The following is a 13,820-nucleotide window of genomic DNA, read 5'->3' as shown; positions in this document are numbered from 1 at the left end:
GCTCATCCTCTGCTCCACCCCCCACGCAGTCACCGGCCACATCAAGGCCACCGAAGTGAAATCACTCCTGCTCCGCCTCGCCGGCCTGCACTGAGCGATCTGTCTCCACTGAACCAGAGGGCGCGGACCACGCCATCAGGGTCCGCCCCCGACCTCACCCTGATCCGTTATTCGAACTGATCCCTGATTCCTGGTCCCTGAATCCTGATCAGTCCTCGATCCGTGATGAGCCCCCGACCCCTGAACCCGAACCCAGCCAGGGAGATACCGCATGAGCCGCAAGCACACCCCGGACGACCCCGAGCTCGCCCACAGACTCAGCCGCCGCGGCATGCTCGGCGTCGCCGCTGGCACCACCGCGGCCGCGCTCGTCGGCGCCGTCGCCGCCACGGCACCGGCGGCCGCGGCCGAGCCCGCCGCGGCTGCGCGGGGCAAGGGCCGCGGTCGCCCCGTCCTGCCGCCCGGCCGCCTCGGCATCCAGCTCTACAGCCTCCGCGACCGGGTCTCCACCGCCGGATTCGCCACTGTCTTCCGCGAGTTGGAGCGCTACGGCTACGACGAGGTCGAGTTCGCCGGATACACCCAGGGCTCCGCGGGCCCCATCACGCTCGCGCAGCTCAAGCGGCTGGCCCACGACCACGGACTGAACCCGATCGGCAGCCACGTCGGCTATTACGACGACGGCAACCCGAACGCGTACACCTTCGCGCAGAACCTCACCAAGGTCCTCGACGACGCCGAAGCGCTCGGCCTCAAGCACATCGGCACCGCGTCTGGCCCCTTCCGCTACGGCTCGACCGTCGACGGGTGGAAGCGGGCCGCGGAGGACTTCAACACGTACGGAGAAGCGGCCCGCGCGCGGGGGATGAAGTTCTACCAGCACAACCACGCCGAGGAGTTCTCCTTCGCCACGGACAAGCCGAACGTGCGCCTGTACGACGTGCTGCTGGCCGAGACCGACCCGGATCACGTGTTCCTGGAGATGGACATCTACTGGGCGTACTCGGCGCAGTTCCGCTTCGGCAAGCAGGTGGACGGCACTCCGCGGCCCTTCGACCCGCTGGACTACGTCCTCAAGAGGCCGCACCGCTACCCGCTGTTCCACGTCAAGGACGGCATCCGGGACGACTCCGCCCGGGACGGCTACCGCATGTCTGACGTCGGTGACGGCGACATCGACTACAAGAGGTTCCTGTCCAGGGTGACCGCCCGCACCCATAACGGGCGCCGCTACCACCACTGGCAGGCCGAGCACGACAACCCTGCCGAGTCCTACGCGTTCGCCCGCAAGTCCAGCGCGCACCTGCACTCCCTGCGGGAGCGCTGCGGCGACTGAAGCAGCCGCGAGGCCGAGCACGAGGGCACAGCGGCGTCGCGGAGAGCGGCACAGGGGGAGGGGCCCGCCGGACCGGCGGCCCCCTCCCCCTGGAACACCGGCCTGGCGCACCGGCTGGACGTCACACTGCGGCAGCACGCGCGCGTGGCCCCCCGGGCTGGTGCAGCAGCAGCGAGAGGGCCGCCGCGAGCAGCGACACCCCACCGGCCATCACATAGGCGCCGACGTAGCCCCAGGAGTCCACGACCATGGCGCCGAGGCCGCCTCCGAAAAGACCGCTGACGAGCTTCGCGCTGTAGACCATGCCGTAGTTGGACGCGTTGTTGTTCTCTCCGAAGTAGTCGGGGACGAGCGCGGCGAACAGCGGATAGAACGCGCCACCGGCGAAGCCGGACAGGAACGCGAAGACCAGGAACAGCGGCTGGTTGTGCATTTCGCCCGCCCACAGGACACCGAACTGCGCGACCGCGAGCGTCAGACAGACGTACGTGAGGGTGTACCGGCGGCCGAGACGGTCGGATAGCCAGCCCACCACACCCCGCCCCGTGCCGTTGATCACCGACATGACACCCATCGACGACGCCGCGATGAGTGGACCGAACCCCATGTCCTTGGCGAACGGAACCTGGAAGGAGATCCCGAAGATCGACACTCCGGCGCAGCACAGCATGCACATCCACATGAGCGGCACGACGCCGGTGCGTAACGCCTCCCCGGGGGTGAACTGCGCGACCGCCGGGGGATTCTTGGCGAGCGCCACGGCGGTGCGCGGATCGGCGGCGGGTCGCAGCGGATCGATGTCGGCGGGCCACCAGTTCTTCGGCGGGTCCTTGAAGAACATGCCCGCCACCAGGGTCACGGCGAGCACGTAGAAGCCGACGAGATCCAGCACCGTGCGGTAGTTGGAGGTGTCGAACCCGTAGGAGAACAGGAAGATGAAAGGCACCGCTCCGTAGGCGAACCCTCCGTTGACGAAGCCCGTCTTGCCGCCGCGCCGCTCGGGGTACCACTTGCCGACCATGTTCACGCACGTCGAGTAGATCAGCCCGGAGCCGACCCCGCCGAGCAGGCCGAAGCCGACCATCGCGGCCGCCACGTTGGGTGCGTGGCTGAGGCTGACGAACCCGAGCAGCGACAGGACCGATCCCGTCAGCATGGCCTTGCGGCTGGTCAGGATGCCTTTCTCGCGGAGCTTCCCGGCGGGGAAGGAGACGCCCGCCTGGAAGAAGATCCACACGCTCAGCACCCAGAAGGTGTTCGACGACGACCAGTGGTGCGCCGCGGACAGGGTGTCCTCGGCCGCTCCGTAGGCGTACTCGAAGACACTGATGGCGATCATGGCCACCCAGGGGAGGACGACCATCGTCCAGCGTGGCCGACCGAGGATGTCCCGGTCGCTCTCACCGATGCGGTAGACGCGTCCGCGCGCGTCCGTGACCTCCCGGAACTTCTTGTACGACGCGTCCGCGCGGCCGGACGCGCCGCTTGCGGCGAAGGGCTCCGCCGTCATATCAAGCCATCTCCTCACCGAGGGGTTGTGGGTTGGGGTTGATGTCCTTGGGATTCGGCCTGCCGGGTTGCGACAGGAAGAGCGCGACGAAGCCGGCGAACAGGGATATGGATCCGGCCAGGGTGAATGCCCCTGTGTGGCCCCAGTTGCTCACCACCACGGCGCCCATACCGGAGCCGAGCAGGCCGGAGACCAGCTTCGAGCTGTAGACCAGGCCGTAGTTGGAGGCGTTGTTGTTCTCTCCGAAGTAGTCCGCCGTCATGGCCGCGAACATCGGGAAGATGGCGCCGCCGCCGAAGCCGGAGATGCTGGAGAAGATCAGGAACAGCGGCAGGTTCTTGATCTCGGCGGACCAGAGGATGCCGTACTGCGAAAGGCCGAGGACGACACAGACGAAGATCAGGCAGCGCTTGCGTCCGTAGCGGTCCGAGAGCCAGCCGATGACGCCCCGTCCGGTGCCGTTGACGGTGGCCTTCAGCGACATGGCCGTGGCGACCATTCCGCCCGCGAAACCGGCGTCCTCCCCGATGTCAACCTGGAACGCGATGCCGAAGATGTTCACACCCGAGGTGCACAGCAGGCAGAACCACATGAGTCCGACGCGGCCGGTCTGCCAGGCCTCCTTGGGGGTGTACTGCCGCACGGCGGGCGGGTTCATCCGCAGGGCGCGACGGGCCCGTGGGTCGTCCGGTGGGCGCAGCGGGTCCACGTCGGCGGGCCACCAGTTCTTCGGCGGGTCCTGGAAGAAGTACCCGGCCACGGCGACCGTCGCCGCCAGGAAGAGCCCCACGGACACCAGCACCCAACGGAAGTTGGACAGGTCCATGAGGCCGGTGAAGATGAAGACGAACGGCACCGAGCCGTAGGCGAATCCGCCGTTGACGAAGCCGGTCTTGCCGCCCTTGCGCTCCGGATACCACTTGCCGACCATGTTCACGCAGGTCGCGTACACCATCCCGGCGCCCATGCCGCTGAACATGCCGAACCCGATGTAGGCGACGACCACATGCGGTGCCGAGGCAAGCGATAGATATCCCAAGAGGGTGCCGCACGCGCCGATCATCATCGCCCAGCGGGCCGGGAGCTTCCCGTTCTCGCGGAGCTTGCCCGCGGGGAAGGCCACGGCCGCCTGGAAGAAGACCCAGATGCCCAGCATCCAGAAGATGTGCAGGCTGCTCCAGCTGTGCGCGGTGTGCAGCGTGTCCTCGGCGGACGCGAACGCGTACTCGGCCGAGCTGATGCCCATCATGCCCACCCACGGCAGGATGACCATCCACTTGCGTTTGCGGCCCATGATGTCGATGTCGGTCTCGCCGACCCGGTACATCCGGCCGTTGGCGTCCGTCACCTCCCGGTAGGCGACGGGCCTGGGTATGTCGGTTGTCGTCATGTCACTCAGCACCCCTTGCGTCGAAAAGTTCCTGGCCAGCGCCCCCTGTCCAATCCCTTTCGTGCGCGTACGGGCCCCGGGTCGGCCGACGTGTGCCGTCGGCCGCCCCGTGCGCCGGTCATGTCATCGACCGCCCCCAAGGAGTCCTGCGGCGCGCGCCCAGCGGTACTTCGCGCCGAGCGCGGCGACCGGCTTCTCCGTGGTGTAGGGATAGGCCACCACCCCCCGCTCGAAGAGGTACTGGCAGGCCTCCTCCACCTCGACGTCGCCCGCGAGCGAGGCGACGACGGGCTTGTCGATGCCCCGCTCCCGGAACTCGGCGATCACGCGGGCCGTTAGTTCGGCAAAGACCATGGGAGGGGTGACGATGGTGTGCCAGTAGCCCAGTACGAGCGCGTGGACGCGCGGATCCTCCAGGCCGAGCCGGATCGTCGCCTCGTACGTCGAGGGGGGCTCGCCGCCGGTGATGTCGACGGGGTTGCCGGCCGCGCCGAACGGCGGGATGAACGCGCGGAAGGCCGCGTCCAGGTCGGGCGGGATGTCCATCAGCCTCAGGCCGTTGTCGGTCACCGCGTCGGAGAGCAGCACGCCCGAGCCGCCCGCCCCGGTGATGATGACGATGTTGTCGCCCTTGGGCGTCGGCAGGACCGGCAGCGCCCGCGCGTACTCCAGCATCTCGTTCAGCCCAGGGGCCCTGATGACTCCGGCCTGCCGCAGGATGTCGTCGTAGACGGCGTCGTCGCCCGCGAGCGCGCCCGTGTGCGATCCGGCGGCCTTGGCCCCCGCGGCGGTCCGGCCCGCCTTGAGGACCACGACGGGCTTCTTCGACACGGTGGCCCGCGCGGCTTCCACGAAGGCCCGGCCGTCCTTGAGGTCCTCCAAGTGCATGGCGACGCACCGGGTGTTGGGGTCCTCGCCGAACCACGTCAGCAGGTCGTCCTCGTCGAGGTCCGCCTTGTTGCCGAGCCCGACGATCGCCGAGACACCCGTCTTCGTGGCGCGGGCGAAGCCCAGGATCGCCATCCCGATGCCGCCGGACTGCGAGGTGAGCGCCACCCCGCCCTTCACGTCGTACGGCGTGCAGAACGTGGCGCAGAGGTCCTGCCACGTCGAGTAGTAGCCGTAGATGTTCGGACCGAGCAGCCGCACCCCATGCCGCTCGCCGATCGCCACGATCTCGTCCTGGAGGGCCTGTTCACCGGTTTCGGCGAACCCCGAGGGAATGAGGACCGCGTTCGGGACGCCCTTGCGCCCGACCTCCTCCAGAGCGGACGCGACGAACTTGGCGGGGATCGCGAAGACCGCCACATCCACCTCGCCCGGGACGTCCGTGACACTCTTGTACGCCTTGCGGCCCAGAATGTCATCGGCCTTGGGATTCACCGGGTGGATCTCCCCGGTGAACCCGCCGTCGATGAGGTTGCGCATCACCGAATTGCCGATCTTGCCGGGCTCGTTGGAGGCACCGATGACGGCGACGGAGCGGGGCTGCATGAGGCGCCGCATCGAAGCCAGCATCTGCGCGCGCGTGTACGTGCGCCGCTCCTTGGGGGCCTCGGTGGCGAGGATGACGCGGATGTCCGCGGCGAGTGCGCCCTGGGGGGTCGCGATGACCGGATTGAGGTCGGCCTCCGCGATCTCGGGGAAGTCGGTGACCAGCTCCGACACCCGGCGTATCTGCTCGGCCAGCGCCCAGCGGTCCACGCCGGGCGCGCCCCGCACACCGCGCAGGACCTCGGCCGCCCGGATGGAGTCGAGCATCGACCGGGCGTCGTCGGCGTCGACGGGCGCGAGCCGGAACGTGACGTCCTTGAGGACCTCCACCAGGACGCCGCCCAGACCGAACGCGACGACCTTCCCGAACGTCGGATCGGTGACCGCCCCGACGATCACCTCCTGGGCGCCCGGACCCGACGGCAGCAGTTCCTGCACCTGCACGCCGTCGACGCGCGCCGCGGGCGCGTAGGCGCGCGCGTTGGCGACGATCCGGTGGAAGGTCTCCCGTACGTCCGCGGCGCCCTCGACGCCCACGACCACGCCGCCCGCGTCGGTCTTGTGCAGGATGTCCGGCGACACGATCTTCATGACGACGGGCCCGCCGAAGCGCGCCGCGCACGCCACGGCCTCGTCGACGTCCCACGCCAGCTCCTCTCCGGGCACCGCGATACCGTACGCGTCCGCGATGACCCTGCCCTCCGGCGCCGTGAGCGCCGTACGCCCCTTGGCGCGCACGGAGTCCAGGAGCGCGCGCACCCGCTCCCTGCGGTCTTCGGCCAGCAATCAGATCACTCCGTTCGACTTGAGCAGGCGCAGTTCCTCGTCCCCGAGGCCGAGTTCGCCGAGGAAGACCTCTTCGTTGTGCTCGCCGAGCAGCGGCGAACTGACCACGTCCACGGGGGAGTCGGAGAGCTTGAGCGGCGAGCCGATGGTGGTGAACGCGCCGCGCTCGGGGTGCGGGACCTCGACGACCATCTCGTTGGCGACCAGCGAGGCGTCCTCGATGATCTCCCTGGTCGACAGGATCGGGCCGCACGGGATGTTGTGGGCGTTGAGGCGCTCGAGGACCTCCCACTTGGGCAGCGTCGAGGACCACTCCTCGATCAGCTGGAACATCTTGGTGAGCTGCGGCAGCCGCGCCTCGGGGGTGGCCCACTCGGGGGCGTCGGCGAGTTCGGGGCGCCCGATGAGCTCCGTGATGGGCTTCCAGCCGACGGGCTGCACGATGACGTACACGTAGTCGTTCGGCCCGCCCGGGGCGCACTTGACGGCCCAGCCGGGCTGCCCGCCGCCGGAGGCGTTCCCGGAGCGGGGCACCTCGTCCCCGAAGTCCTCGTTCGGGTACTCGGCGAGGGGCCCGTGCGCGAGGCGCTGCTGGTCGCGCAGCTTGACGCGGCACAGGTTGAGGACGGCGTGCTGCATGGCGACGTTCACGCGCTGTCCGCGGCCGGTGTTCTCCCTCTGGAAGAGGGCGGCGAGAATGCCCGCCACGGCGTGGATGCCGGTACCGGAGTCGCCGATCTGCGCGCCGGTGGCCAGCGGTGGGCCGTCCTCGAAGCCGGTGGTCGACATGGAGCCGCCCATGGCCTGGGCGACGACTTCGTAGGCCTTGAAGTTGGTGTAGGGGCCGTCTCCGAAGCCCTTGATCGAGGCGTAGACGACACGCGGGTTGATCTCCTGGATGCGCTCCCAGGTGAAGCCCATGCGGTCGACGGCGCCCGGGCCGAAGTTCTCGACCATCACATCCGCGCGGCGGATCAGCTTCGTGAGGAGTTCCTTGCCGCGCTCGGTCTTGGTGTTGAGGGTGATGCTGCGCTTGTTGCAGTTGAGCATCGTGAAGTAGAGCGAGTCCACGTCCGGCAGGTCGCGCAGTTGCCTGCGCGTGATGTCGCCGGTCGGTGCCTCCAGTTTCACCACGTCCGCGCCGAGCCAGGCGAGCAGCTGGGTGGCGGAGGGCCCGGACTGGACGTGCGTCATGTCCAGGACGCGGATTCCTTCGAGAGCCTTGGTCACGTCCGTGTCACCTCACTTGTACATCGTCTGGTTCATGGTTCCGGGGGCGTACGCGTCCGGGTCGACCCACACGTTGATGAGGGAGGGCTTGCCGGACTCGCGGGCGCGGCGCAGCGCGGGGCCGATGTCGGCGGGGTCGCGGACCTCTTCGCCGTGACCGCCGAGCATCTGGGCGAACTTGTCGTAGTGGACGTCTCCGAGGGTGTTGCCGACCCGCTCGCGGTCCGTGCCGTACTTGGCCTTCTGGCCGTAACGGATCTGGTTCATGGAGGAGTTGTTGCCGACGATGCCGACGAACGGCAGGTTGTAGCGCACGAGCGTCTCGAAGTCCCAGCCGGTGAGGCTGAAGGCGCCGTCTCCGAAGAGCGCGACCACCTCCTTGTCGGGCCGCGCCTGCTTGGCGGCGAGCACGAAGGGGATGCCGACGCCGAGCGTGCCCAGCGGGCCGGGGTCCATCCAGTGCCCGGGGGCCTTGGGCTGGACGACCTGCCCGGAGAAGGTGACGATGTCGCCGCCGTCGCCGATGTAGATCGAGTCCTCGGTGAGGAAGTCGTTGATCTCGCTCACCAGGCGGTACGGATGGATCGGCGCGGCGTCGGACCTGAGGCTCGGCAGCCGCTTGTCGAGGGCCGTCTGCTCGGCGGCCCGCAGCTCGTCGAGCCATTCCTTGCGCCGGGACGCGCCCCCGTCGATGCGCCCGGACGCCGCCTCGGTGACGGACTTCAGGACGAGCCCGGCGTCGCCCACGATGCCGAGGTCGATGTCGCGGTTCTTGCCCACGGTGCGGTAGTCGAGGTCGATCTGGACGACCGTCGCCTCCGTGGAGAGCCGTTTGCCGTACCCCATGCGGAAGTCGAAGGGCGTGCCGACGATGACGATGAGGTCGGCGTTGGAGAAGGCGTAGCGGCGCGACAACTGGAAGTGGTGCGGGTCCCCGGGGGGCAGGGTGCCGCGTCCCGCCCCGTTCATGTAGGCGGGCACGTTCAGGGCGCGGACCAGTTCGGTGGCCGCCGCGGTCCCCCGGGTCGTCCACACCTGGCTGCCGAGCAGGATGGCGGGCTTCTCGGCGTGGACGAGGAGGTCGGCGAGCTTCTCGATCGCCTCGGGGTCGCCGGCCGAGCGGGTCGAGGCGCGATAGTGACCCGCGCGCGGGACGCGCGCCTTGTCGGCGGGGACCTTGGCGTCGAGCACGTCGCGGGGGATCTCAAGGAAGGAGGGCCCCGGAGCGCCGTGGTAGCACTCGCGAAACGCCATGGACACCATGTCGGCCGCGCGCGCGGTGTCCGGGACGGTCGCGGCGAACTTGGTGATGGGCGTCATCATGTCCACGTGCGGCAGGTCCTGCAGTGAGCCCATCTTGTGCTGGGTATGGGCTCCTTGGCCGCCGATCAGCAGCATCGGGGACTCCGCGCGGAAGGCGTTCGCGACGCCCGTGACGGCGTCGGTGGTGCCCGGTCCCGCCGTCACCACGGCGCAGCCGGGCTTGCCGGTGATGCGCGCGTATCCGTCGGCCGCGTGTGCGGCGACCTGCTCATGGCGTACGTCGACGACGTCGATCCCCTCGTCGACGCAGCCGTCGTAGATGTCGATGATGTGTCCGCCGCAGAGGGTGTAGATGACCTCCACGCCCTCCGCCTTGAGTGCTTTGGCGACCAGATGCCCACCGGAGATGAGGGTGTTGTTGGCGCTGCTGTCGTCGGGCATGGCGAAGTCCTGTCCCTTCGTAGGGGAGTTGGAGTGCGCTCGTCCACGCTCGGGCGCCCTCGCAGTAAATTGCATACAGTCGACGAATACTGTATGAAGCCTGTTATCCCGCATCCGGTGGGTGGTGTCCAGGGGGCGTACGGCGCTTTCCAGACAGGAGCCGGAAATGGACTTGTACGAGTACCAGGCAAGGGAACTCCTCGAGGAACACGGCATTTTGGTGCCGCGAGCCGAAGTCGCCGACTCGGCCAAGCGCGCCCGTGCGAGCGCAGCGCGCCTAGGCGGCCGTGTCGTCGTGAAGGCGCAGGTCAAGACCGGAGGCAGGGGCAAGGCGAGCGGTGTGAGGTTCGCCCGCGACCCGGCCGCCGCGGAGCTGACCGCCCGGCAGATCCTGGGCATGGGCATCAAGGGCCACACGGTGTTGCTCGCCCAACCCGTCGACGTCGACGGCGAGTTCTACATCTCGTACGTACTCGACCGCTCTCAGGGGCGTTTCCGTGCGATCGCCTCCGCCGAGGGCGGCATGGATATCGAGGAGGCGGCCGCCGCCCGGCCCGAGGCCGTGCTCCGGACGGCGATCGACCCCTTCGAGGGCGTGTCCCGAGAGAAGGCCGCGGAGATCGCCGCCGCGGCCGGGCTGCCCGACGCCGCCGCCGACACCCTGACGGCTCTGTGGAACGTGCTGATCAGGGAAGACGCGCTGCTCGTCGAGGTGAACCCGCTCGTGTGCACCGCCCAGGGGCAAATCCTCGTACTTGACGGAAAAGTGACCCTCGACGACAACGCGCGCTTCCGGTAGACCCGTTGGGGCGCGCACGGACCGGCACACGATCAGGAGACCGACGAGCTGGGGGCGGCCGCAGCCGCCAAGGGCCTCAACTACGTCAAGCTCGACGGCGAGGTCGGCGTCATCGGCAACGGCGCGGGCCTCGTCGTGTCCACTCTCGACGTCGTCGCGGGTTGCGGTGCGCGGCCCGCCAACTTCCTGGACATCGGCGGCGACGCGGAAGAGCGCGCGGCGGCCTGCATCAAAGAGTCCGTGAGCAAGCCCGTCGTCGCCTACATCGCCGGGTTCACCGCGCCCGAGGGCCGGACCATGGGGCACGCGGGCGCCATCGTCTCCGGTACGTCCGGTACCGCCCGCGCGAAGAAGACCGCACTGGAGGCCGTCGGGGTCCAGGTCGGCAACACCCCCCACGGAGACGGTCCAGTTGGTGCTGCAACGGCTCGCGGCGGCATCGCGTTGACACCTCGACCCGGCCGGAAGTGACGTCACTCATAGGTGACTGGCCGCGACTCCACTACCGTCCCCGAGCGACGTACGAAGACCGCGGCCACCGCCGCCCCGTACGCGCAGCCATGCTCCCCGCCCCGACTCGACGCCGACGCCGCACGCTGGGCTGTACGCGCCTCGCTCGACCAGCACCGGGCCTGGCGCCACGTCCCGCTGCCCGAGCGCCGCGCCCGCGTCGCCGCCACTCTCGACAGGCTCTCCGAACGCCGGGAAATCCTGGCGCTGTTGCTCGTCTGGGAGATCGGCAAGCCCTGGCGGCTCGCGCAGGCCGACGTGGACCGGGCCATCGACGGCGTGCGCTGGTACGTCGAGGGCATCGAGCCGATGGTCGAGGGCAGGGCTCCGCTGAACGGGCCCGTCTCGAACATCGCGAGCTGGAACTATCCGATGAGCGTGCTCGTTCACACGATGCTGGTACAGGCACTGGCAGGCAACGCGGTCATCGCCAAGACCCCGACCGACGGCAGCGTCTCCTGTCTCACCCTGGCGTGCGCGCTCGCCGCCCGCGAAGGGATTCCCGTCACCCTCGTCAGCGGCAGCGGCGGTGAGCTGTCCGAAGCACTCGTGTGCGCCCCGAGATCGGATGCGTCTCCTTCGTCGGCGTCCGGGACACGGGCGCGGCGGTCGCCACGGCCGTCGCCGACCTCGGCAAACGACACATCCTCGAGCAGGAGGGACTACACCTGGGGCATCTGGAACTACAGCGACTGGGACGCGCTCGGCGCGGTGATCCCCAAGCTCTTCGACTACGGCAAGCAGCGCTGCACGGCTTACCCCCGCTTCGTCGTCCAGCGCGAGCTGTTCGACTCCGTCCTCGCCGCCTATCTGCCCGCGGTGCGGACGGTGCGCGTCGGCCACCCGCTCGCCGTGGCCGGGTCCGCGGACCTGTTCCCGGAACTGGACTTCGGCCCGCTGATCAACGCGGCCAAGGCCAAGGAGCTGACCGACCAGGTCGCGGAAGCCGTCAACCGCGGGGGCGTGACGCTGTGCCGCGGAACCCCCGACGCCGACCGCTTCCTGCCCGGCCAGGACACTTCCGCGTACGTCCAGCCGGTCACCCTCCTCGCGCCGCCGCCGTCGTCCCCGCTGCACCACGCGGAGCCGTTCGGTCAGGTCGACACGATCGTGCTCGTCGACACCGAGGCGGAGCTGCACGCCGCCATGAACGCCTCCAACGGCGCGCTGGTCGCCACGCTGTCCACCGACGACCCGGAGACGTACGACCGGTTGGCGCCGCAGATCCGGGCGTTCAAGACCGGCCGGGGCAGACCCCGTTCCGCGGGGGACCGCGACGAGCTGTTCGGTGGCTTCGGCGCGTCCTGGCGCGGCGCGTTCGTCGGCGGGGAACTGCTGGTGCGGGCCGTCCCACAGGGCGCGGCGGGGGAGCGGGCGCCGGGGAATTTGCCCAGCTACCACCTGATGGCCTGAGTCGGGGGTGGGGGGGGCACGGGTGCGTGGTGCCGTACCCCCACCCCCATGGTCTGAGCGTGCCGGTCGCTAGCCGATGCCCTGGCGGTCCGGCAGCAGCGCGAAGTCTCGGTCCGCCGCCTCCGGCACCAGGCGCTCCACCGCCTGCTCCAGGAGCGCCCGGTGCCGGAGGAGCGGCGCCCTGCGGCCTTCGGGCGCGAGCAGGAGCAGATCGTCGATCCCGGCCAGCATGCGCCGGGTGACCTGGGGATGCCCGGCCGCGCAGCCACGGATCTCGGTGAGTCCGAGGTCCACCAGGTCCTGCCAGTCGGGCACCGGCTGCACGAGCCGCACCGCCCCGCGCCGGTCGCGATGGCGCAGCGCGCCCAGCGGATAGCGGGCGACCGACGCCAGGAACTGCACGATCCGGTCCAGGGCCTGCACGGCGGTCGTGGGGTCGTTCACCGCCGGGGACAGCGCCCGCAGCGCGATGTCGGACAGCTGCCTGAGCCCGAAGCCGAGGTCCTGGTGGAAGGTCCGCTCCACGCCGACCGACACCGCGTAGCGCAGCGCGCGGCGACCGGGCGGGGGACCGCCGTACACCGCGAACACGGGTGTGCCCGGCACCATGAAGTCCCCGATGCGCGGCAGCAGCCGCAGCACGACCCCCTGCCGCCGAGCGGCCCGCACCACCCGCGCGATGTGCACGTCCCGCAGCACCCCGGCCCGGCCGTCATGGGTGATCCGGTCCGTCTCGGGCCCGAGACGCTCGTCGTCGAGTTCCCCCTCGGTCGGATGCCGCACGGCCACCCGGAACGCCTCGCGCGCGATCCGGTCGATCACGAAGCCGACGCGCATCATGCGCAGCGTGCCGTTCACGTACGCGATGAACAGGAGCAGGCTCAGGAGCACCATGAGGACTGCGAGGAGACCCTCGACCAGCGGCACGTTCGTCAGCAGGCGCGGATCCTGCTCGCTGTCGAAGGACGTCAGCGTCATCAGGGAGAACAGGAACGTCGCGAGGAAGACCGTCAGCGTGATCTTCGTGATCCGGGAGCGGACGTAGAGCCGCACCACCCGCGGACTGAACTGCCCGCTGGCCATCTGCACGGCCACCAGCGAGATGCTGAAGACGACACCGATGAACGTCATCATCGCCGAGCTGATGGTGCTGATGACCGCCTTGGCGTCCTCGGCGAGCTGGTTCAGCTCCTTGAGGGTGTCGTACTCCTCGTCGTCCTGGAGGAGCCGCACCAGCTCAGCGTCCACCTCCGAGGCCGCCCACCACAGCAGCAGGGAGCCGATCAGCCCCACCGTGGGCGCGAACCACATCGTGTCCCGCAGATGCTCGCGCAGCGGCGAAAGGACCCGGGGCCGCCGGACCCGCCCCTCACCCGGAGAACCGGTAAGCAAACCGTCACTCATGGTGAAACCTTAGGCGCGCTCGCACACCGTGCCACGCGCCGCGCGGCCACCCGGCGGACGTCACGGATACGCAGGTGAAAGGCACTCCGAAACCTTGGTATTGTTGTCTTCGTCGCCGAGGGAAACACCCCGGAGCGACAGACACCTAGTCCGGGTGGCGGAATGGCAGACGCGCTAGCTTGAGGTGCTAGTGCCCTTTATCGGGCGTGGGGGTTCAAGTCCCCCCTCGGACACAGACGACATC

The 13,820-nt window shown here is 69.4% G+C and carries 8 protein-coding genes, 1 tRNA gene and 1 pseudogene; 4 read left to right on the top strand and 6 right to left on the bottom strand.

Going from position 1 to position 13,820, the window contains the following annotated elements:
- The first annotated feature begins 271 nt into the window (after window positions 1-271).
- Window positions 272-1,336 carry a sugar phosphate isomerase/epimerase family protein gene (locus ACZ6BG_RS34570; RefSeq protein ID WP_469008988.1) on the top strand — a complete coding sequence of 355 codons (1,065 nt, stop codon included), beginning with the start codon at window positions 272-274 and terminating at the stop codon, window positions 1,334-1,336.
- A 121-nt stretch (window positions 1,337-1,457) separates the two neighbouring features.
- On the opposite strand, the gene ACZ6BG_RS34565 is transcribed toward ACZ6BG_RS34570, so the two are convergent.
- From ACZ6BG_RS34565 to ACZ6BG_RS34545, 5 genes are all read right to left on the bottom strand, one after another.
- On the bottom strand, window positions 1,458-2,846 hold the full coding sequence (locus tag ACZ6BG_RS34565) for an OFA family MFS transporter (RefSeq protein WP_469008985.1): 1,389 nt from the start codon (window positions 2,844-2,846) through the stop codon (window positions 1,458-1,460).
- A 1-nt stretch (window position 2,847) separates the two neighbouring features.
- On the bottom strand, window positions 2,848-4,236 hold the full coding sequence (locus ACZ6BG_RS34560) for an OFA family MFS transporter (RefSeq protein WP_469008981.1): 1,389 nt from the start codon (window positions 4,234-4,236) through the stop codon (window positions 2,848-2,850).
- Between the two features lie 123 nt (window positions 4,237-4,359).
- The gene (locus ACZ6BG_RS34555; protein WP_469009022.1) at window positions 4,360-6,513 is read right to left on the bottom strand and encodes an acetate--CoA ligase family protein; all 2,154 of its coding nucleotides are present in this window, start codon (window positions 6,511-6,513) and stop codon (window positions 4,360-4,362) included.
- Window positions 6,514-6,516: 3 nt separating this feature from the next.
- Entirely contained in the window at window positions 6,517-7,746 is a 1,230-nt protein-coding gene (gene frc / locus ACZ6BG_RS34550) for a formyl-CoA transferase (RefSeq protein ID WP_469008978.1), read from the bottom strand.
- Between the two features lie 12 nt (window positions 7,747-7,758).
- A complete protein-coding gene (locus ACZ6BG_RS34545) occupies window positions 7,759-9,450 on the bottom strand; it encodes a thiamine pyrophosphate-binding protein (protein ID WP_469008976.1) in 1,692 nt (563 codons plus the stop codon).
- Window positions 9,451-9,616: 166 nt separating this feature from the next.
- On the opposite strand from ACZ6BG_RS34545, the pseudogene ACZ6BG_RS34540 reads away from it, so the two are divergent.
- Both ACZ6BG_RS34540 and ACZ6BG_RS34535 read left to right on the top strand, forming a co-directional pair.
- A pseudogene (locus tag ACZ6BG_RS34540) lies at window positions 9,617-10,697 on the top strand (ATP-grasp domain-containing protein).
- A gap of 35 nt (window positions 10,698-10,732) precedes the next feature.
- On the top strand, window positions 10,733-12,172 hold the full coding sequence (locus ACZ6BG_RS34535; protein ID WP_469008974.1) for an aldehyde dehydrogenase family protein: 1,440 nt from the start codon (window positions 10,733-10,735) through the stop codon (window positions 12,170-12,172).
- Between the two features lie 69 nt (window positions 12,173-12,241).
- Here the strand turns inward: ACZ6BG_RS34535 and ACZ6BG_RS34530 are convergent, their stop codons facing one another.
- The gene (locus ACZ6BG_RS34530; RefSeq protein WP_469008972.1) at window positions 12,242-13,576 is read right to left on the bottom strand and encodes a DUF2254 domain-containing protein; all 1,335 of its coding nucleotides are present in this window, start codon (window positions 13,574-13,576) and stop codon (window positions 12,242-12,244) included.
- Window positions 13,577-13,724: 148 nt separating this feature from the next.
- Between ACZ6BG_RS34530 and ACZ6BG_RS34525 the strand changes: the two genes are divergently transcribed.
- A tRNA-Leu gene (locus ACZ6BG_RS34525) sits at window positions 13,725-13,809 on the top strand.
- Window positions 13,810-13,820: the final 11 nt, after the last annotated feature.

This window comes from Streptomyces sp. NPDC041205, from assembly GCF_055591765.1.
This window is presented reverse-complemented; position numbering and strand designations above follow the sequence as displayed.